The organism is Nocardia sp. XZ_19_369 (assembly GCF_015355715.1).
Classification (GTDB): Bacteria; Actinomycetota; Actinomycetes; order Mycobacteriales; family Mycobacteriaceae; genus Nocardia.
Genome location: NZ_JACVED010000007.1, coordinates 409,868 through 428,713 on the forward strand (window position 1 = coordinate 409,868; position 18,846 = coordinate 428,713).

Below are 18,846 nucleotides of genomic sequence, written 5' to 3' on the forward strand. Positions count from 1 at the left end.
CGGATCACAGACTGGCGGCGCCTCTTTCGGGGTCACGCACATCGATCCCCGCCTCGGCCCACGCATCCCGCAGCGCCTGCGCCCCGCGCACCCGCACCCAGGCCGCCTCGGTCGCGGTCACCGGCGTCACCGCGAAGTACCGCACCGGTTCGGCAGGCTCGGGCAGCACCACCTCGGGAATCTCGCTGTCGCCCAACAGCACCGCGGAGAACGGCGCGCCGTGCCACATCGGCTCGCCCAGGTCCATCAGCGCATCCGCTTGCAGCACAACACCTTCCACGGCGGGCGCGGCGGCGAGCACACCTAGCGTCTTGGCCAGACCCGAGCTCGCCCCGGCCGTGCCACGCAACGTGAGCACGAGCTCGGCCCGCGGCCCCTTCACCGGATCGGCAAGCAGCGCAGTGGGATCGCCCATCGGATGGCGGGAGCCGCCCACCGTCGCGTAGTGCACCAGCTCGTCGTCGGCGATCCGCAGGATCTCGATGGGTTCCAAGCCGAGGAACGTCACCGACGCCGAATCGACGCCGGTCGCTTGCACACCGAAGTGGTCCAGCACACCGGTGCGGACCGTCGACACCACCTCCATGCGTCAGATGGCCAGCCGCGCAAGCATGTCCCGCGCCTGCTCCGCGGACTTCGGGTCGCACAGCACGTCGTAGCGCCCGGCCACCAACTGCATGGTGGAGGCGAAGTCGCGCTGTCCCTTGGTCGCCGCGTACGGGATGGAGGTGGAGATGACGCCGAAGATGATGCCGCCGACCAGGCCGACCAGCAGCGGGCCGAGCGCGCCGCTGGTGGTGAACAGGCTCAGCAGCAGGCCGAGGAACAGGCCGAGCCAGGCTCCGCTCACCACGCCGCCACCGATGACCTTGCCCCACGTCAGCCGGTAGAGGACCCGCTCGACCTGCATCAGGTCGACGCCGACGATGGTCACGTCCTGCACCGGGAACTGGCTGTCGGCCAGGTAATCGACGGCCTTCTGGGCCTCGGCGTAGGTGGGATAGGAGCCGACCGGCCAGCCGGACGGCGGCGTCGGCAGCGCTTGCCGTGCGCGATTCGAGTTCCCCAAGGGATTCGTCATGTCTCTATTCTGCTATTCCGACCGGATTCCCGGTGGTGTGAAACGCGTGGTACGCGTCATTGACGCGGCCCGGCCCTTTTCCGCGATCACCTGAGCCATTTTCGCACTTGCCTCATCGATCATTTCGTCACCGAGCATCACCGCGCCGCGGGCGCCACCCTCGGCCGAGGTGTGAAAGGCGTACGCGTCCAGGATCAGCTCGGCGCGATCGTAGTCGGACTGGCGCGGGCTGAAGATCTCGTTGGCCGCCTCGATCTGCCCGGGATGCAGCACCCACTTGCCGTCGAAGCCGAGCGCCGCGGTGCGCGCGGCGGCCCGCCGGAAGCCGTCCACGTCCCGAATCTGCAGGTACGGGCCGTCGATCGCCTGCAGACCGTGCGCGCGGGCGGCGAGCAGGATCGTCATCAGGATGTGGTGATAGGCATCACCGGTGTCGTAGCCCTCCGGCTGCTCGCCGACCACCAGGGTGCGCATGTTGATGCTCGCCATGAAGTCCGCAGGCCCGAAGACCAGCGCCTGCACCCGCGGGCTCGCGGTGGCGATCTCGTCGATATTGCGGAGCCCCAGCGCATTTTCGATCTGCGGTTCGATGCCGATCCGGCCGACCTCGAGCCCGGTCGCCTTCTCCAATTGGGTCAGCAGCAGATCCAGGGCGCGCACCTGGCCGGCGTCGGTGACCTTCGGCAGCAGAATGGCATCCAGGGCCGTGCCCGCGCCCTCGACAATGGTGATCACATCCGCGTAGGTCCACTGGGTGGTCCAGTCGTTGACGCGGACCACGCGCAACTGGTTGCCCCAGTCGGAGTCGTTCAGCGCCGCCACGATATTCGCCCGCGCCTCGGCCTTGGCGGCCGGCGCGACGGCGTCCTCCAGATCGAGAAACACCTCGTCGACGGGCAGGCCCTTGGCCTTTTCGATCATCTTCTTGTTGCTGCCCGGACAGGCGAGCACCGAACGGCGCGGCTTCAAGATCACTCCCGTCGATCGTGGCGAGGTACTTGCCCCCGCCCGCGAACCTCTAGCCTGGCAAGCATGGCAGCTACCAGGGTGTACGTCGCCAGGCTGGCCGGCCTGGTGGTGTTGGGACCGGACGGCGAGTCTATCGGCCGGGTCCGCGATGTCGTCGTGGCCATCCGGTACGACCGGCAACAGCCCAGGATCCACGGTCTCGTCGTCGAATTGCCCACCCGTCGGCGCATTTTCGTGCCGATCCTGCGGGTCACCGCGATCGAACCGGGGGTGGTGACGCTGAACACCGGGACGGTGAGCCTGCGCCGGTTCACCCAGCGCCCCGGCGAAATGCTCGCACTCGCGCAGATCGTGGATTCCGCGGTGCGCGTGGAGGATCCGGATCTGCCCGACCTCGCCGGGGTGGATGTGGTCGTGGTCGATCTCGGCATGGAGCAGACCCGTACCAGGGACTGGCGGGTGACCAGGGTGGCGGTGCGCGGGCATCGCAGGATCGGGCGCCGCCGGACCGTGCACGTGGTGGATTGGATCCACGTCTCCGGGCTGACGCCGACCGAGATCGATCGGCCGGGGCAGGAGGTCACCCAGCTGCTGGAGCAGTTCGAGGGCCTGCGCCCCGCCGATGTCGCGCATCTGCTGCGCGAACTGCCGGAGAAGCGGCGCATCGAAGTCGCCATCGCGCTCGACGACGAGCGGCTCGCCGATGTCGTGCAGGAGCTACCCGACGACGAGCAGGTCGATCTGCTCGGCCACTTGGAAGTGCGCCGCGCGGCCGACGTACTCGAGGCGATGGATCCCGACGACGCCGCCGACCTGCTGGGCGAGTTGCCGGTCAGCGAGGCCGAATCGCTGCTCGCGCTGATGGACCCGGAGGAATCCGAACCGGTGCGCCGGTTGCTCGAGCACTCGCCGTACAGCGCGGGCGGCCTGATGACGCCGAAGCCGGTGATCCTGACCCCGTCCACCACGGTCGCCGAGGCGCTGGCGCGGGTACGCAATCCGGATCTGACGCCCGCGCTGGCGTCCATGGTGTTCGTGGTCCGGCCGCCGACCGCGACACCCACCGGCCGCTACCTCGGCTCGGTGCACATCCAGCAGTTGCTGCGCGAACCACCGGCCCATCTGGTCGGCGGCATTCTCGACGCCGAACTGGCCCCGCTGCGCCCTGATGTCCCACTTGCCGCGGTCACGCGCTACTTCGCGACCTACAACCTGGTCTGCGGACCGGTGGTGGACGAGGAGAACCACCTGCTCGGCGCGGTGAGCGTCGACGACGTGCTCGACCATCTGCTGCCCGACGACTGGCGGGATCAGGAAGAGCTGCACGAAGGGATAGTCCGGCATGACTGACAAAGGCAGCGCTCGGCAGCGGCTGGAGACGCCGGTCGAGTCCCGGTTCCGGATCGAGTGGGATGCCGAGGCGCTCGCGCGCAGCAGCGAGCGGGTCGCCCGCTTCCTCGGCACCGGCCGCTACCTGGCCATTCAGACGATCATCGTGATTATCTGGATCCTGTTGAATGTCTTCGTCATCGCCTTGCGCTGGGACCCGTATCCGTTCATTCTGTTGAATCTGGCGTTCTCCACCCAGGCCGCCTATGCCGCGCCATTGATCCTGCTCGCGCAGAACCGGCAGGACAACCGCGACCGGGTCTCCCTGGAGGAGGATCGGATGCGGGCCGCCCAGACCAAGGCGGACACCGAATTCCTCGCCCGCGAACTCGCAGCGTTGCGGATCGCGGTCGGCGAAGTGGCGACTCGCGACTATTTGCGCAGGGAATTGGAGGAGATGAAGGAGATACTCGATCGAATCGAGGGTGCGCGTGACGACAACCCGCAGCGCAAGAAAAACTCCGGCCGAAAGCAGACGTCCACCCCGGTTTCACCGGCTGTAGCTGATGATTGACGGGAAATACCGAACAACTACCTGACTGGTGGGTAACCTGGACAGCGTTGTCCCGAGCGGGTTCGGGAAGGGGATGTCCCGGACAGCCGCTCAAACGACGTAGAGGATTGGTGTGGCTGAATGCGTATATCTGCTCCGATAACCGTCTCGGCCCTGGTCGTAGCTGGTCTGGTAGCCACAGGCTCGACCTCCGACCCCACCACTTCCACCGGCGCACCGCAGGCACCCGAGGCTCTGCTCGCGTCGTCCGCCAATCCGGCGAGCAGTACGGGCAAGGCAAGTGAAACAGGACTGTCTAAGACAGTCGGCCTCCTCCCGGTGACCCAGGAGGCGCCCCGCAAACTACGGGCAATGACCCCGTCCGACGGCTCGGCGCCGTTTGCCGGACGGGTGCCGTTGCAGGAGATCTCGCTCCCGATGATCGGCGGCGCACTGGGGATCCCCGAGGTCGTGCTCGCCGCTTATCGCAACGCCGAGCTCGCGCTCGAATCCTCCACCCCCGGCTGCGGACTGTCCTGGAGCCTGCTCGCGGGCATCGGCCGGATCGAGTCCGGCCACGCGGGCGGCGGGCGCACCGACGCCGCGGGCACCACGGTCACCCCGATCTACGGCCCCGCGCTGGACGGCACGCTGCCGGGCAACGAGATCATCAAGGCCGCCAGCGGCGGCTACGTGCGCGCGATGGGGCCGATGCAGTTCCTGCCCGGCACCTGGAGCCAGTACGCCGCCGACGGTAACGGCGACGGTGCCGCCGACCCGAACAACGTCTTCGACTCCGCGCTCGCCGCGGGCAAGTACCTGTGCTCGGGCGGGCTGAACCTGCGCGACCAAGCCCAGGAACTACGCGCGGTGCTGCGCTACAACAACTCCACCGCCTACGCGGCCAACGTGCTCAGCTGGGCCGCGGCCTACCGCACCGGTGGCGCGCCGACCCAGGTGACCATCTCCCCCGACCTGATCCCGCCCGGCAGCAGCATCCCGGCCCAGGGCCCGAACATGACCGCGGCGACCTACACGAACGCCGCGCCGGCCACGACCACTCCCGCGGCGCCGCAGACCAGCACGACCACGCCGACGCCGACCGAGGTGATGATCACCATCCCCGGTCTGCCGCCGATCCCGTGTGGCATCTTCTGCCCGCCGCCGCCGAAGCCGCTCAATCCCTGTGAGCCTGCCGTGATTCCGGCGCCCATGCCGCGCCCTGGTGAGCCCGCTGAGCCCGCGATCGCGCCTGACGCACCCGGACAGACCTTCGGGGCCGGAGCGGCCGCTCCACAGGATCCCGCGCACCCCGAGCAGCCGCCCGTGGTGCCGGTGTGCACACCGCCCGAGGCTCAGCAGCAAGCACAGGCGCCACAACCGCAGCAGGCGCCCGCGCCCGAGCAGCGGGCGGCGCCGACGCCGGACGCGCCGCCGACGGTAACGGTCGAGCCCGCACCCCCCACGGCTGCGGCGACCCCGACTCCGCCGCCGGGCATCACGCTGCCCTTCGGCATCGTAATCCCGCTGCCGCCTGCCCCACAGGGCTGACGCCAAACTCGAAGCAGGTCACGAAGCAGTAACAAAAGGGTCTCGAATGCGGTAGTCTCCTCTTCGTCAGATCACGAAGGGCTCACGAGAGCCGTTGGAGGGTCACCGCACAGTGGGGCGTCACCGTAAAAAACCGGCTGTCACCGTCAAGCGCAGCTCGGTTCTCGCACTTTCCGGATTGGTTCCCGCTGGACTCGTGGCAGTCACTGCCGCGTCCGATGTGGGTAACGCGAGTCAGGCCGCGGCAGCGGTGGAGCAGCATCTCCCGGGGGATGATCAGATTGCGGTCGGCGCGAAGCCGCAGACCTTGATGGACCCGGCCGCCGAGACCGAGTTCATCGTCAACAAGATGGCGAAGCCGAGCGGGCCACCGGTGGTGAAATCCGTTGCGCTGGCAGATAATCGGCAGCTCGCGGCCTTGCCCGCAGGCCCGATGGGCGTCCCGGGCATCGCGATCGCGGCCTACGAGAACGCGGAGCGCATCCTCGCCGCGGACAACCCCACCTGCAACATGCCGTGGTCGATGCTCGCCGGAATCGGTCGCGTCGAATCCACGCACGCCTACGGCAAGGCCGACGCCGACGGCAACCCGATCACCCCGGTCTACGGTCCGGTGCTGGACGGAAGCCTGGCGGGCAACAACATCATTCGCGACTCCGACGGCGGCGAGCTGGACGGCCTCGGCAGTTACGACCGCGCCATCGGCCCGATGCAGTTCCTGCCGCAGACCTGGAAGCGCTACGCCGCCGACGGCAACGGCGACGGCATCGCCGATCCGCAGAACCTCTTCGACGCGGCACTGACCGCCGGAAAGTACCTCTGCGACGGCGGTTTGAACATGCGCGACTTCGCCCAGCAGTCCAAGGCGATCCTGCGCTACAACAACTCGATGGCGTACGTCGCGAACGTCATGGCCTGGGAAACCTCGTACAGCAGTGGTGTCGCACCACGGGCCGGGGACCTGCCCAGAATTTGACACGCCTAAAATTCCTGCCATGCCAGTAGTTACGGAATCGGATGTGCGCGGCGCGCTCGCGAAGGTCGACGATCCGGAGATCCGCAAGCCGATCACCGAACTGGGCATGGTGAAGAGCATTGCGATCAGTCCGGACAGCAATGTCCACATCGAGGTCTACCTGACCACGGCGGGCTGCCCTCTGCGGACCGAGATCATCCAGCGGGTCACCAAGGCCGTGGCCGACGTCGCCGGTGTCGGCGCGGTCACCGTCGACCTCGACGTGATGAACGACGAGCAGCGCACCAACCTGCGCAAGCAGCTGCGCGGCGACTCCGCCGACCCGGTCATCCCGTTCGCCCAGCCCGGCTCGCTGACCCGCGTGTACGCGGTCGCGTCCGGCAAGGGCGGCGTCGGAAAATCCAGCGTCACCGTCAATCTCGCCGCCGCCATGGCCGCGCGCGGGCTCTCGGTCGGCATCCTGGACGCCGACATCTACGGTCACTCCATCCCGCGCATGCTCGGCACCGACGCCCGGCCGACCCAGGTCGAGAAGATGATCATGCCGCCGCAGGCGCACGGCGTGAAGATGATCTCCATCGCGCAGTTCACCCAGGGCAATACGCCGGTGGTGTGGCGCGGCCCGATGCTGCACCGGGCGCTGCAACAGTTCCTCGCCGACGTGTTCTGGGGCGATCTGGACGTGCTGCTGCTCGACCTGCCGCCCGGCACCGGCGACATCGCCATCTCGATCGCGCAGCTGATCCCCGGCGCCGAGATCCTCGTCGTCACCACCCCGCAGATCGCCGCCGCCGAGGTGGCCGAGCGCGCGGGCGCCATCGCCTTGCAGACCAGGCAGCGCATCGCCGGCGTGGTGGAGAACATGTCCTGGCTCGACCTGCCCGACGGCAGCCGGATGGAGCTCTACGGTTCCGGCGGCGGACAGGTGGTCGCCGACCGCCTCACCCGCGCCGTCGGCGCCGACGTGCCGCTGCTCGGCCAGGTCCCGATCGAGCAGGCCGTCCGCGAGGCGGGCGACGAAGGCTCGCCGATCGTCCTGAGCAGCCCCGACTCCCCCGCTGCCAAGGCGCTGCTCGACATCGCCGACAAACTGGCAGTCCGTCGCCGCGGCCTGGCGGGCATGTCCCTCAACATCGACACCACGCGTCACGGATAGCCCGTCGCTGCGTGCATTCGGGCCGGACATCGGTGCCGTGGCAGTCGCATCGGCGGCCTAGTGGATGGCAGCCCGTGCCCAGTGAGTTGCCTACCTGCGTACGAAATCAGCTGTGCTGGTGACCTCGACGTCCGATTTCCGCCTGGACACGGCGTGCCCGGTGTCGGACCCAGCCAATAAGCTCGTCTCATGCTCACGTTGCTGTTGTACGTGCTGATCGTCGGTCTCGTCGCCGCGGTGCTGTTCCTGCTCGCCAGTGCGGTCTTCGGGCGGGCCGAGGAGTTGGGGCCGCTGCCGGAGGGGACGACGGCGACGGTCTTGCCCGCCGAAGGGGTCTCCGGTGCCGATGTGCGGGCGCTGCGGTTCCAACAGGTGGTGCGCGGTTACAAGGCCTCCGAGGTCGACTGGGCGCTGGCCCGGCTCGCCGCGCGGATCGACGAGCTACAGCACCAGCTCACCGAGGCGCAGGCCGCGCGCTGGCAGACCCCGGTCACCCCGGAATCGAAATGAGCTCGCCCGACCCGCTGCGCCGCGCCGAGGACGACGGGCGCATCCGCTGCGCCTGGCCGCTGGAGACCCAGCTGTACCGCGATTACCACGACTTCGAGTGGGGCAAGCCGCTGCACGGCGACGACGCGCTCTTCGAGCGGCTGTGCCTCGAGGCGTTCCAGTCGGGGCTGTCCTGGATCACCATCCTGCGCAAGCGGCCCGCCTTCCGGGCAGCGTTTGCCGGATTCTCGATCGCGCGGGTCGCCGACTTCGGCGAGGCCGATGTGGCGCGGCTGCTCGCCGACACGGGCATCGTCCGCAACCGCCTGAAAATCGAGGCGGCGATCGGCAACGCCCGGGTTGCCCGCGACCTCGATATCGGACTGGACACATTGCTCTGGTCCTTCGCGCCCGACCCCCGACCGCGGCCGAAAACCGGTGCCGAGGTACCCGCCAGCACACCCGAATCCGTAGCTCTGGCAAAAGAATTGAAGAAGCGCGGGTTCCGTTTCGTCGGACCGACCACGGCCTACGCACTGATGCAGGCGACGGGGATGGTAGACGATCACCTGGCCGATTGCTGGGTCGGTAGTGACGTGTCCGACACAGTCCGACCGGTCACTTTTTGAACTCAGGTATCCGTCCACATCCGCGATAGGGAAGAATGGGACAGGTGTAGCTCGCCAAATGCCGGCGAGCTCGCTGGTTGGTGACAACTGGAGTTCCAAGAAAGTGCGCAGCATATCGCGCAGATCTGGAGGGAGCAGAGGATGGCGGCCATGAAGCCCCGTACCGGGGACGGTCCCCTCGAGGCAACCAAGGAAGGGCGTGGAATCGTCATGCGGGTTCCACTCGAGGGTGGCGGGCGTTTGGTCGTCGAACTCACGCCGGACGAGGCCGCGGCGCTCGGCGACGAACTGAAGAGTGTCACCAGCTGATACTTCAGCGCTGGCAGCTGTGGCCGGCCTGCTGTCCTGCCCGGAATGCGCGCTCGGACTCGAGCCGCGTGATCGGGCATTGCGGTGTGCGCACGGGCACAGCTTCGACATCGCCAAGCAGGGCTATGTCAGCCTGCTGACCGGCGCGTCGACGAAGATGACCGGCGACACCGCGGCCATGTTGGACGCGCGTGCCGCCTTTCAAGGTAAGGGACATTTCGCACCGATCGCCGCCGCGACAGCACAGGCGGTCGGACCGGACGCGCATGCGTCCGGCACAGTGCTGGAGGTGGGCGCGGGCACCGGCTATTACCTGGCCGGTGCGCTCGACGCCGCATCCTCGGCCACCGGGATCGCGTTGGACGTGGCCAAACCGGCCGCCCGGCGCTGTGCCCGCGCCCATCCGCGGGCGGCGTCGGTCCTCGCCGACGCTTGGCGTGGGCTGCCCGTCCGCGACGGCACGCTGCGTGCCGTGCTGTCGGTGTTCGCCCCGCGCAATCCGGCCGAGGTCGCCCGCGTGCTCGATGCGGACGGCCGATTCGTCGTCGCCTCCCCCACCGACCGGCACCTACGCGAATTGATCGGCCCGCTCGGCATGGTGACGATCGATCCGGACAAGGACCGCAGGCTCGACGCGGCCATGTCCGGGCATTTCACGGCGGCCGAACGCGTGCTGGTCGAGTATCCGATGAAGCTCACCCGGACCGACGTGGCGAACGTCGTCGGTATGGGACCGTCAGCCCATCATGCGACGACCGAGGATCCGCGCATCGCCACCCTCCCAGATGCCGTCGAGGTCACGGCCTCGGTCGTGGTCGCCACGTATCTCCCGACCTGACCCACGGCAGTCGTCCCCGACCTGGCCCGGCGCAGTCGTTCCCCGACCTAGCCCGCTGCCGTCGTCTCCGACCTGGCCCGGCGCAGTCGTTTCCCGACCTAGCCCGCTTCAGTCGTCCCCGACCTGGCCCGCTGCCGCCATCGACGCACCGGCCGCGCCAGGTGGTCCAGCCACCGGCCACGTTCAACCGGTGCACTCTCCTCGGATCAGAGCTTGCGGACCTGGTCGTACACCTCGACGGTCTGCGCCGCGATCCGCGACCAATCGAATTCGGCGATGGCCCGCGCCCGCCCCGCCGCCCCGAACTCCGCGGCCAGCACCGGATCACCGGCCACCTCGTTGATCGCCGCGGCCAACGCCTGCTCGTACGCTTCCGGCGCACTCGGGTCGTAATGCACCAGCCGTCCGGTGCTGCCGTCGCTGACCACCTCGGGGATGCCACCCACATCCGAGGCGACCACCGCGGTCGCGCACGCCATCGCCTCCAGGTTCACGATGCCGAGCGGCTCGTACACCGACGGGCACACGAACACCGTCGCGGCGGCCAGGATCTGCCGGATCTGCTCGGTGGGCAGCATCTCGCGCACCCAGAACACATTGCCCCGGTTGCGCTGGAGCTCCTCGACCGCGGCGGCCGTCTCCGCCTCCAGCTCCTTGGTGTCGGGCGCACCCGCGCACAGCACCAGTTGGATGTCCGGGTCGAAGTCGCGAGCCGCGGCGAGCAGATGCCCGACTCCTTTCTGCCGGGTGATCCGTCCGACGAACGCGACGATCGGCCGGTCGGTCCGCACGCCCAGCACCGTGAGCACCGGCCGCGCGCCCGCCGCCACCGGACCCGGGTACCACACGCCCGCGTCGATGCCGTTGCGCACGACGTGCACCCGGTCCGGGTCGACGGCCGGGTAGGCGTCGAGCACGTCGTGGCGCATCCCGTCGCTCACCGCGATGATCGCGTCCGCGTGCTCGACCGCGTTGCGTTCCGACCACGAGGAGAGCCGGTAGCCGCCGCCGAGCTGTTCGGCCTTCCACGGCCGTCGTGGCTCCAGCGAATGCGCGGTGAGCACGTGCGGGATGCCATAGAGGGTGGCCGCAAGATGCCCGGCCAGGCCCGTGTACCAGGTATGCGAGTGCACGACGTCCACCTGCCCCGCGGCGTCGGCCATGCGCAGCTGCGCGGACATCATCTGCACCGCCGCGTTGGCGGCGTAGAGCTGGGGATCGGGTTGGTGCACCACGGCATCGCTGCGCGCGACACCCATGCAATGCACGGTGACCTCACACAACCTGCGCAGCTGGGCGGTCAACTGCGTGACGTGCACCCCCGCACCGCCGTAGACCTCGGGTGGGTACTCACGGGTCAGCATCGCGACCCGAAGCCGGTCGTGCGCGCCGGAATCCGCCGTCGAGCGACCGGTGTCCGTGCCGAAACTCACCCGCTTCAAAGTAGACGTTCACCACCGCTGGGGCCACTCGCGCGCCGGTTACCCGGTAGTTTGGCAGGTGTGAGGAGCCAGCCGCACGTACTCGGGATCGTGCTCGCCGGTGGCGAGGGCAAGCGACTCTTTCCACTCACGGCGGACCGTGCCAAACCAGCGGTGCCGTTCGGCGGCGCCTATCGACTGATCGATTTCGTCCTCAGCAACCTGGTCAACGCGGGTTTTCTGCGATTGTGCGTGCTCACCCAGTACAAGTCGCACTCGCTGGACCGGCATATTTCGCAGACCTGGCGCCTGTCCGGTTTCGGGGGTGAATACATCACCCCGGTGCCCGCGCAGCAGCGCCTCGGCCCGCGCTGGTACACCGGCAGCGCCGACGCGATCATGCAGTCGCTGAACCTGATCTACGACGAAGATCCCGACTACATCGTGGTTTTCGGCGCCGACCACGTGTACCGGATGGATCCGGAACAGATGGTCAACCATCACATCGAGTCCGGCGCGGGCGTCACGGTGGCGGGTATCCGGGTGCCGCGCAGCGAGGCCAGCGCGTTCGGCTGCATCGACTCCGACGAGTCCGGCCTGATCACCCAGTTCCTGGAGAAGCCCGCGCATCCACCGGGCACGCCCGATGATCCCAATGTCACTTTTGCGTCAATGGGCAATTATGTCTTCACCACCAAGGTGCTGGTGGATTCGATCAAGGCCGACGCGGACAACTCCGACTCCGATCACGACATGGGTGGCGACATCATCCCGTCGCTGGTCGCCTCGGGGCAGGCAGGCGTCTACGACTTCGCCGACAACGACGTGCCCGGCGCGACCGAACGCGACCGCGGCTACTGGCGCGACGTCGGCACCATCGACGCCTTCTACGACGCGCACATGGACCTGGTCTCGGTGCACCCGGTGTTCAACCTCTACAACCGGCACTGGCCGATTCGCGGCGCCGCCGAGAATCTGCCGCCCGCCAAGTTCGCGCAGGGCGGCCTGGCGCAGGAGTCCATCGTCGGCGCCGGCAGCATCCTGTCGGCCGCCACGGTGCGCAATTCGGTGCTCAGCTCCAATGTGGTGATCGACGACGGGGCGACCGTCGAGGGCAGCGTGCTCATGCCGGGTGTGCGCATCGGCCGGGGCGCGGTGGTGCGCCGGGCCATCCTGGACAAGAACGTGGTGGTCGGCGAGGGCGAGATCATCGGCGTCGATCTGGAGCGCGACCGCGAGCGCTTCGCCATCAGCAACGGTGGCGTCGTCACCGTCGGCAAGGGTGTCTGGGTGTAGCGAAACATTGGACAGCAAGGGCTTTCGGCCCGGAAGATGGTGTCATGTTCAGGCGCGCGCCGTCCGACCCCGCGCTGGAACAGGTCCGCACGCTGACCGCGTCGCTCGAGGTGCCGCGCCCCTGGCACCTGGAAACCTTCGTCGATAGTGTCGCGACGTTGCTCGGCAAGCCGATCACGCTGTTCGGGCAACCGGACCTGACGGCCAAGGGATTTCCGTGCGGGGTGGTCATCGAACGACCGGACAGTTTCGTCGTCGCCTATGACGCGGCGAGCTCCGGCTACCACACCGATCACATTGTGCTGCACGAGATCGCGCACCTGCTGCTCGATCACGCGGGCTACGTGTCCCCCTCGTCGCGCCTGCGCACGCTGCAGCAGTTGTTCACCGAAGTGGACACCGACGTTGTGCTCCGCGTGCTGGCGCGGACCGACTACGATGACGTTCTCGAAAGCCAGGCCGAACTGTTCGCCTCCCTGGTGATGTCCGAAACCGATGCTCCCCGTTCGGGTTCCGTGCTGGGCCGGGCGATCTTCCGACGCTAGGGATACGCGTTGACGCTGCCGATCGCCGTGACACTGCCGATCACGGTGGCCGCGTGGCTGTTGCTGACCGTCCGCCTGGTCCGCTTCCGCACCACGCTGGTGGAACGCCGATTCAACATGCTGCTCGTGACGGTGACCGGGATCCTCACGACGCACGAGCCGACGCTGCGCAGCGAGCTGAGCGCACTCACCGGCGGACGGTTGAGCATTGGACTGATCTACCAGTTCGGCGCCATCGGTTTCATGTTCAGCACCGCGGCGAGCCTGCTGGTCGCGGCCGCCATGCTGGGTCGGGTGCAGTCGGCCGCCCTCGTCTACGGGCTCGCCGGCGCGTCCTGTGCAGTGGGCATGCTCTGCAGCGGGCCCGCACAGGGGCCGAGCCCGTTCACCATGTACGAGCAGCCGGGCTGGGGCCAGTTCGGCTTCTGGCTGGCGTTGGCGCCGCTGTCCTACTGGATGGTCTTCTACTTCGGCCGGGTGTGCATCGCCGAGATGCGCACCCAGCACGCTCGCCGCGAACGCGCCCTGCACGCCACGGTCCTGGGTGCGGGCTGCACCGTCTTCCTGATGTTCAGCCTGACCTTCGTCAGCACCGGCCTGCGTGCGCTGGGGCACGAGAACTGGCTGACGCGTGCGCAACTCGTCATCGACAACAACGCGGTGTTCTTCCAGGCGTTGCCGTTCCTGGTGATCGGCGGGGTACCGGTGGCGGCCTGGCTCATCGACGCGATCGGGCTCGATGCCTGGTCGCGGCGCCGGAAACGGTTGTTGCCATTGTGGTTCGATCTGACGAAGGCCTGCCCCGAGATCGTGCACCGCACCTCGACGCCGATAGCCGCGCACCGCAGCCGCTATTTCCTGCACCGCACCGTCATCGAGATCCGCGACAGTGTGCTCATCCTGGCCAGGTACGCCACGCCCACGCCGCCGGAGCTCCGGGCCGCGATCACCTCGTCCGCCCGCACCACCCCGGAACAGGAGGCATTGGACCTCGCGGTGCGGCTCGTGCGCGCCTGCGCCGCCAAGGCCCGTGGCGATGTGCCGACAGGCGCAGGCTCGATGCACCACTGCGCCGGCGACAATCTGGTGGAGGAGGCCGCACAACTCGCCGCGATCGCCGCGCAGTGGTCCCGTGCGCACGCACTGGTGGCCGACCCGGCGATCAGCGCGGCGGCACGGGCGTAGCCGGGCAGAACGGCGCGCAGGGGCCCGGCGTGCGCGGCACCGTCGAGGTCGCAGGCTGCCCGAAGTCGGCGGTGCTGACCAGGTAGACCACCAGCACCGCGCCGACCAGGACCAGGGCGAACGCGATCATCGCCCCGCCCCAGTGGATCGGCGGACGCCCGCCGTCACTGTTGTTGTTCAAGATGTAGTAGATCACTCGGGTCGCACCTCTTCCGCAGGCGTCGAGCGGGCACTACCTCTCCGGTACAAATGTGCTCTGAGCAGCATGCGCCTCGAATCGCCGCGCTGTTGCTGTATTCGGCGACTCGGCCGAGGACAGCGCCGGCGACCGGCCCACCCCTCCGGGGTCGGTCACCGGCGATCCGGTTGACCTCCGTGCGCGTCCGGTACCGGTCTCCCGTGCCGAGCGCGACCTCCCGAAGGGCAACCGGCCATCGTACATCCGTTGCGAGCCTTCGCATTCCATGATCTGTCACCGATCGGGCCGCGCAATGCCCAGTGCGGCAAGTGAATTCGCCGGTGCTGCGGGCAGCACGAAACACGCATCACCTACCGGTGTGCGTGTGTGCGGTGGATTACCTACCGGGGCGCGGGCGGCGCCGTGCAGAACGGTTCGCAGGGGCCCGGCGTCGGGGTGAGTTTCGCGGGGCCGGTTTCGAAATCGGTGTTACTCACCACCAGCATCACCACGATCGCGGCGACAATGACCAAGGCGAAGAAGAACAGCGTGGGCCGCAACCAACTCGATCGATGTTCTACGACGACATGGCCGACGTGACCGATTTCGAACAGTTCGTATCCACGCATTTGCTATACCTCCGCCACCATTGGCTGCTCATCGGGTACCCGGAGCGAGGCGAAGGAATCCCATGTCACGCACGGATATCCACTATGGGCGTCGAATGGTGCCGCGGCTAACCGCGTGAGGCGCAGAGCAAACCGTCGCCGACCGGGATCAGCACACTGGTGAGTTCCGGATCCTCGGCGATCGCGCGGGTGGCCGCACGCACCGCCTGGGTCGCCGGATCGCGCTGCGCCGCATCGGGTACCCGGCCGCCGAGCAACGCGTTGTGCAGGAGAATCGCCCCGCCCGCACGCAGCAGCCGCACCGCCTGGGTGACGTATTGCGGGTGCTCGAGCGGCGCGGCGTCGATGAACACCAGGTCGTAGGCGCCGTCGGCGAGGCGGGGCAGCACATCGAGTGCGCGGCCGTTGATCAGCCGGGTGCGAGCGGGCACAATTTCGGCCGCGCGAAAAGCCTCCTTGGCAGCGCGCTGATGCTCCGGCTCGGAATCAATGGTGGTCAGCGTGCCGTCCTCGCGCATGCCGTCGAGCAGCCACAGCCCGCTGATCCCCGCGCCGGTGCCCACTTCGACCACCGCTTTGGCGTCGAGCAGCTGCGCATACATGCTCAGCAATGCCCCCACCGACGGCGGTACCGGCACCGCACCGAGCTCGGTGGCCCGTTCGCGCGCGCTGACGAGGATCTCGTCTTCCACGACGGATTCCTCCACGTAGGCGAGATTTCGCTCCAAATTCGATGCCACGGGTATGAGGTTAATGCTGGGCAGCTGGTATCCGCGCGTTCCGAACTCCTGCCCCGCCGGGCAATCTCGCCGCCAGTTTTCTCAGGTGTCCCTCAGCATCTCCATATCCAGGCCATATCAGGACAGGAAAGAGTAGGGGCAACGCAAGACCAGTCGACCTTCGACACGGGACGCGGGAACAACGGCATACAGGTTGTCGGTTGTATCCGAACGTAACGGTTCCACCTCCGAAAGAGATTTCGGAACCGAGCCGAGTTCCGAGTTTACGGTCCCTAGTAGGAGGTAGCCCCATCCACATGGTCGATGCGGCGCGTGAGCACGCCACCCTTCCCGAGCAGATCCTCCCGATCGAGTCCGACGCCGAAGAGGCCGTCGATCTCACCGGTACCGCTGCTTTCGATGCCACCGGTGACCGGGCGGCCATGCCGTCCTGGGACGACCTGGTCCGTGAACATGCCGACCGGGTCTACCGCCTGGCCTACCGTCTCTCCGGCGACGCACAGGATGCCGAGGATCTCACCCAGGAGACCTTCATCCGCGTGTTCCGCTCGCTGTCCAACTACCAGCCCGGCACCTTCGAAGGCTGGTTGCACCGCATCACCACGAATCTGTTCCTGGACATGGTCCGGCGCCGCAACCGCATCCGGATGGAGGCGCTGCCCGAGGACTACGACCGGGTCCCGTCCGAGGGTCCCGACCCGGAGCAGGCCTATCACGATGCCCGCCTCGACCCGGATCTGCAGCGGGCGCTGGATTCGCTGGCCCCGGAATTCCGGGCCGCGGTCGTGCTGTGTGACATCGAAGGACTCTCCTACGAGGAGATCGGCGCTACGCTCGGCGTGAAGCTCGGCACCGTGCGCAGCCGGATTCATCGCGGGCGACAGGCACTGCGCGACTACCTTGCGCATAATGGAAGTGAGCAGCGGTTCGCTGCTGAAGCAAGCCTCGGGTGAGCTGGACGAAAGCCGGCATCACCCTACGGATCGGATGATGTCGGTTGGAAGGGTGAGCACCGAATGAGTGGCGACTCCAGCACGCCCGGTCGTCGTCCGCCTCGATTCCGTCCCACCGAGCATCTGGCCAGCGAAGCGATCGCGGCCTATGTGGACGGCGAGTTGCGGATGAACGCCTATCTGCGTGCCGCCCAGCATCTTTCTCAATGCCCGGAGTGCGCGGCCGAGGTCGACGCACAGCAGCAGGCGCGCATCGCGCTGCGCCAGTCCGGCCCGATCGCGATTCCGCACGGCCTGCACGACAGCCTGACCCGGATTCCGCTCGCCGATCTGCCCGGCGGCGCGTCCAGCCAGACCGCGAGTACCAACGGGACTCCGCGCAACGAGGCGGTTTTCGGCTTTCTGACCGATTCGTTCGCCGCGACTCGGTGGACTACGTGGTGGCGCAAGTAGAGTTTCCCGAGTGACTGAGCGTAGCGAGGGAACCATAGGCGCCAACAGGGGGAACCTGCGGCCGCCGGACGCGCCCGTCCTCGGGCCGCGCCCGGTCTACCGACCCCATGTCGACAAGCACACCGCCCGCGCCTTCCGCAGGCCGGCGGGCCTGTCCGGCTCGTTCGCCGAGCCGCTGCCCCGCGGTGCCGAGCCGCTGCCCCGCGGTGCCGGGCCGCTGGCGGGCCAGGACGCCCAGAACCGCCCGCCGGACGCCGTGCTCGCCGAGGCGTTCGGTCGCCCCGAGGGTTCCACCGAACTCCTGCAGCGCGATCCCGACGCCGCCGACACCAGTACCCCGGTGGCCGGTCCGGTCGATCCGTGGCGTGACCCGAGTTCGGCAGCCCGGCTCGGTGCCCCCGCGGTGCCGACCCCCAAGGCCGAACCGCTGCCGCAGGCCCACCGCCTCAGTGCCCGCGAGGTCCTCTTCGGCTCGCGCGTCGCCCCCAAGGCGCTCGCGCTGCTCGCGCTCGTCGCGCTCGCCGTCGGCGTGCTCGGCGGCCTGGTCGGCAGGCTGACGGCCGAACAAGCCTCCAGCCTCACCTCGCGCCCGGTGACGCTGAAGCAGACCGAAGACGGCGGCGACCAGCCGCACAGCCAGATCGCCAACGTCGCGAACGCGGTGCTGCCGTCGGTGGTGTCCATCCGGGTCACCGTCGGCGACAACGGCGCGACCGGCTCCGGCGTGGTGCTCGACGGCCAGGGCTACCTCGCCACGAACAATCACGTGGTCTCGATGGCCGCCCAGGACAAGTCCAACCGGGCCACCATCCAGGTCCAGTTCTCCGACGGCACCAAGGTGCCCGCGAACATCGTCGGGCGCGACCCGAAGACCGACCTCGCCGTGCTCAAGGTCGACGTCAAGAACCTCACCGTCGCCAAACTCGGCAAATCCGACGACGTCCAGGTCGGCGACGAGGTGCTGGCCATCGGTTCGCCGCTCGGGCTGAGCAAGACGGTCACCTCTGGCATCGTCAGCGCACTGCACCGCCCGGTGAACCTGGAGGGCGAGGGCAGCGACACCAAGGCGGTGATCGACGCGGTGCAGACCGACGCCTCGATCAACCCCGGCAACTCCGGTGGCGCGCTCGTCGACATGGAGGGCAGGCTGATCGGCATCAATACCGCGATCCGCAGCGAATCCGGCGGGTCGGTCGGCCTCGGCTTCGCCATCCCGGTCGACCGGGTGACCAGCGTGGCGCAGACGCTGATCCGCGACGGCGCCATCCATCACGCGCAGCTCGGCGTCAGCGCGCAGACGAAGAACGTGGCCAACGAGGTCATCTCCGGAGCCAGGGTCGCCGATGTCTCGCCGGGCAGCCCCGCTGCCAAGGCCGGCATCGTCGAGGGCGATGTCATCGTCAAGGTCGGTGATCGCGAGGTGACGTCGCGCGACGAGCTCGTCGTCGCGGTGCAGATGCACAAGATCGGCGACACGGTGAACGTGCAGTTGATTCGCGATGGCAGGCGGGTGGACGTGACGGCCACCCTGGAATCCGACTGAGCCGCTGGTCGAATGGCCGGGTA

Annotated in this window: 22 protein-coding genes; 15 read left to right on the forward strand and 7 right to left on the reverse strand. The window is 68.2% G+C overall.

Features of this window, described 5'->3' with window-relative positions; genetic code table 11:
* Positions 1-4 precede the first annotated feature (4 nt).
* The 3 genes from IBX18_RS27070 to IBX18_RS27080 are packed head-to-tail and all read right to left on the reverse strand — an operon-like array spanning position 5 to position 2,056.
* On the reverse strand, positions 5-586 hold the full coding sequence (locus IBX18_RS27070; RefSeq protein WP_194836316.1) for a suppressor of fused domain protein: 582 nt from the start codon (positions 584-586) through the stop codon (positions 5-7).
* Positions 587-589: 3 nt separating this feature from the next.
* Positions 590-1,081, reverse strand: a complete 492-nt coding sequence (locus IBX18_RS27075; RefSeq protein WP_107659091.1) for a general stress protein — start codon at positions 1,079-1,081, stop codon at positions 590-592.
* Between the two features lie 12 nt (positions 1,082-1,093).
* Entirely contained in the window at positions 1,094-2,056 is a 963-nt protein-coding gene (locus IBX18_RS27080; RefSeq protein ID WP_306796437.1) for a CoA ester lyase, read from the reverse strand.
* Between the two features lie 57 nt (positions 2,057-2,113).
* On the opposite strand from IBX18_RS27080, the gene IBX18_RS27085 reads away from it, so the two are divergent.
* From IBX18_RS27085 to IBX18_RS27125, 9 genes are all read left to right on the forward strand, one after another.
* Entirely contained in the window at positions 2,114-3,400 is a 1,287-nt protein-coding gene (locus tag IBX18_RS27085) for a magnesium transporter MgtE N-terminal domain-containing protein (protein WP_147140679.1), read from the forward strand.
* A complete protein-coding gene (locus IBX18_RS27090) occupies positions 3,393-3,953 on the forward strand; it encodes a DUF1003 domain-containing protein (RefSeq protein WP_194836317.1) in 561 nt (186 codons plus the stop codon). Before IBX18_RS27085 ends, IBX18_RS27090 begins: the two co-directional genes overlap by 8 nt.
* A gap of 351 nt (positions 3,954-4,304) precedes the next feature.
* On the forward strand, positions 4,305-5,483 hold the full coding sequence (locus IBX18_RS27095; protein WP_306796438.1) for a lytic murein transglycosylase: 1,179 nt from the start codon (positions 4,305-4,307) through the stop codon (positions 5,481-5,483).
* 112 nt (positions 5,484-5,595) lie between these two features.
* Complete coding sequence (locus IBX18_RS27100; protein WP_194836319.1) at positions 5,596-6,459, forward strand: lytic murein transglycosylase; 864 nt, start codon at positions 5,596-5,598, stop codon at positions 6,457-6,459.
* A gap of 19 nt (positions 6,460-6,478) precedes the next feature.
* On the forward strand, positions 6,479-7,615 hold the full coding sequence (locus tag IBX18_RS27105) for an Mrp/NBP35 family ATP-binding protein (RefSeq protein ID WP_194836320.1): 1,137 nt from the start codon (positions 6,479-6,481) through the stop codon (positions 7,613-7,615).
* A 189-nt stretch (positions 7,616-7,804) separates the two neighbouring features.
* Positions 7,805-8,125: a DivIVA domain-containing protein gene (locus IBX18_RS27110; protein WP_194836321.1), complete on the forward strand. Its 321-nt coding sequence runs from the start codon at positions 7,805-7,807 to the stop codon at positions 8,123-8,125.
* Positions 8,122-8,733 carry a DNA-3-methyladenine glycosylase I gene (locus IBX18_RS27115; RefSeq protein WP_194836322.1) on the forward strand — a complete coding sequence of 204 codons (612 nt, stop codon included), beginning with the start codon at positions 8,122-8,124 and terminating at the stop codon, positions 8,731-8,733. The genes IBX18_RS27110 and IBX18_RS27115 overlap by 4 nt, the downstream gene beginning before the upstream one ends.
* A 141-nt stretch (positions 8,734-8,874) precedes the next feature.
* A complete protein-coding gene (locus IBX18_RS27120; protein ID WP_011211259.1) occupies positions 8,875-9,042 on the forward strand; it encodes a DUF3117 domain-containing protein in 168 nt (55 codons plus the stop codon).
* Entirely contained in the window at positions 9,029-9,880 is an 852-nt protein-coding gene (locus tag IBX18_RS27125; protein ID WP_306796439.1) for a putative RNA methyltransferase, read from the forward strand. Before IBX18_RS27120 ends, IBX18_RS27125 begins: the two co-directional genes overlap by 14 nt.
* A 206-nt stretch (positions 9,881-10,086) precedes the next feature.
* Here IBX18_RS27125 and glgA read toward each other — a convergent pair whose 3' ends face one another.
* The gene (glgA, locus tag IBX18_RS27130; protein ID WP_194836514.1) at positions 10,087-11,244 is read right to left on the reverse strand and encodes a glycogen synthase; all 1,158 of its coding nucleotides are present in this window, start codon (positions 11,242-11,244) and stop codon (positions 10,087-10,089) included.
* 138 nt (positions 11,245-11,382) lie between these two features.
* On the opposite strand from glgA, the gene glgC reads away from it, so the two are divergent.
* The 3 genes from glgC to IBX18_RS27145 are packed head-to-tail and all read left to right on the forward strand — an operon-like array spanning position 11,383 to position 14,327.
* Positions 11,383-12,597: a glucose-1-phosphate adenylyltransferase gene (gene glgC, locus IBX18_RS27135; RefSeq protein WP_107659100.1), complete on the forward strand. Its 1,215-nt coding sequence runs from the start codon at positions 11,383-11,385 to the stop codon at positions 12,595-12,597.
* A gap of 44 nt (positions 12,598-12,641) precedes the next feature.
* Positions 12,642-13,142, forward strand: a complete 501-nt coding sequence (locus IBX18_RS27140; protein WP_194836324.1) for a hypothetical protein — start codon at positions 12,642-12,644, stop codon at positions 13,140-13,142.
* Between the two features lie 9 nt (positions 13,143-13,151).
* Positions 13,152-14,327 carry a DUF6545 domain-containing protein gene (locus IBX18_RS27145; RefSeq protein WP_194836325.1) on the forward strand — a complete coding sequence of 392 codons (1,176 nt, stop codon included), beginning with the start codon at positions 13,152-13,154 and terminating at the stop codon, positions 14,325-14,327.
* Here IBX18_RS27145 and IBX18_RS27150 read toward each other — a convergent pair.
* The 3 genes from IBX18_RS27150 to IBX18_RS27160 all read right to left on the reverse strand — a co-directional run bounded on the left by IBX18_RS27150 (position 14,305) and on the right by IBX18_RS27160 (position 15,874).
* Positions 14,305-14,523: a hypothetical protein gene (locus IBX18_RS27150; protein ID WP_194836530.1), complete on the reverse strand. Its 219-nt coding sequence runs from the start codon at positions 14,521-14,523 to the stop codon at positions 14,305-14,307. The genes IBX18_RS27145 and IBX18_RS27150 overlap by 23 nt on opposite strands.
* Positions 14,524-14,906: 383 nt before the next feature.
* On the reverse strand, positions 14,907-15,134 hold the full coding sequence (locus IBX18_RS27155; RefSeq protein WP_194836326.1) for a hypothetical protein: 228 nt from the start codon (positions 15,132-15,134) through the stop codon (positions 14,907-14,909).
* 107 nt (positions 15,135-15,241) lie between these two features.
* Positions 15,242-15,874: an O-methyltransferase gene (locus IBX18_RS27160; protein ID WP_373889234.1), complete on the reverse strand. Its 633-nt coding sequence runs from the start codon at positions 15,872-15,874 to the stop codon at positions 15,242-15,244.
* A 296-nt stretch (positions 15,875-16,170) separates the two neighbouring features.
* Between IBX18_RS27160 and sigE the strand changes: the two genes are divergently transcribed.
* The 3 genes from sigE to IBX18_RS27175 all read left to right on the forward strand — a co-directional run bounded on the left by sigE (position 16,171) and on the right by IBX18_RS27175 (position 18,823).
* On the forward strand, positions 16,171-16,827 hold the full coding sequence (gene sigE, locus IBX18_RS27165; protein WP_135233145.1) for an RNA polymerase sigma factor SigE: 657 nt from the start codon (positions 16,171-16,173) through the stop codon (positions 16,825-16,827).
* Between the two features lie 63 nt (positions 16,828-16,890).
* Complete coding sequence (locus tag IBX18_RS27170) at positions 16,891-17,280, forward strand: zf-HC2 domain-containing protein (RefSeq protein ID WP_194836327.1); 390 nt, start codon at positions 16,891-16,893, stop codon at positions 17,278-17,280.
* 10 nt (positions 17,281-17,290) lie between these two features.
* Positions 17,291-18,823, forward strand: coding sequence for a S1C family serine protease (locus IBX18_RS27175; protein ID WP_194836328.1), 1,533 nt, complete (start codon positions 17,291-17,293; stop codon positions 18,821-18,823).
* The last annotated feature ends 23 nt before the right edge of the window (positions 18,824-18,846 follow it).

What these genes read in the sequence shown, in the direction of transcription:
- IBX18_RS27115 (WP_194836322.1), top strand. Translation starts at nt 8,122, where the DNA reads ATGAGCTCGCCCGACCCGCTGCGCCGCGCCGAGGACGACGGGCGCATC.
- IBX18_RS27085 (WP_147140679.1), top strand. Translation starts at nt 2,114, where the DNA reads ATGGCAGCTACCAGGGTGTACGTCGCCAGGCTGGCCGGCCTGGTGGTG.
- IBX18_RS27155 (WP_194836326.1), bottom strand. Translation starts at nt 15,134, where the DNA reads ATGCGTGGATACGAACTGTTCGAAATCGGTCACGTCGGCCATGTCGTC.
- IBX18_RS27120 (WP_011211259.1), top strand. Translation starts at nt 8,875, where the DNA reads ATGGCGGCCATGAAGCCCCGTACCGGGGACGGTCCCCTCGAGGCAACC.
- IBX18_RS27095 (WP_306796438.1), top strand. Translation starts at nt 4,305, where the DNA reads ATGACCCCGTCCGACGGCTCGGCGCCGTTTGCCGGACGGGTGCCGTTG.
- IBX18_RS27105 (WP_194836320.1), top strand. Translation starts at nt 6,479, where the DNA reads ATGCCAGTAGTTACGGAATCGGATGTGCGCGGCGCGCTCGCGAAGGTC.
- IBX18_RS27110 (WP_194836321.1), top strand. Translation starts at nt 7,805, where the DNA reads ATGCTCACGTTGCTGTTGTACGTGCTGATCGTCGGTCTCGTCGCCGCG.
- IBX18_RS27140 (WP_194836324.1), top strand. Translation starts at nt 12,642, where the DNA reads ATGTTCAGGCGCGCGCCGTCCGACCCCGCGCTGGAACAGGTCCGCACG.
- IBX18_RS27070 (WP_194836316.1), bottom strand. Translation starts at nt 586, where the DNA reads ATGGAGGTGGTGTCGACGGTCCGCACCGGTGTGCTGGACCACTTCGGT.
- glgA (WP_194836514.1), bottom strand. Translation starts at nt 11,244, where the DNA reads ATGCTGACCCGTGAGTACCCACCCGAGGTCTACGGCGGTGCGGGGGTG.
- IBX18_RS27170 (WP_194836327.1), top strand. Translation starts at nt 16,891, where the DNA reads ATGAGTGGCGACTCCAGCACGCCCGGTCGTCGTCCGCCTCGATTCCGT.
- sigE (WP_135233145.1), top strand. Translation starts at nt 16,171, where the DNA reads ATGGTCGATGCGGCGCGTGAGCACGCCACCCTTCCCGAGCAGATCCTC.
- IBX18_RS27090 (WP_194836317.1), top strand. Translation starts at nt 3,393, where the DNA reads ATGACTGACAAAGGCAGCGCTCGGCAGCGGCTGGAGACGCCGGTCGAG.
- IBX18_RS27075 (WP_107659091.1), bottom strand. Translation starts at nt 1,081, where the DNA reads ATGACGAATCCCTTGGGGAACTCGAATCGCGCACGGCAAGCGCTGCCG.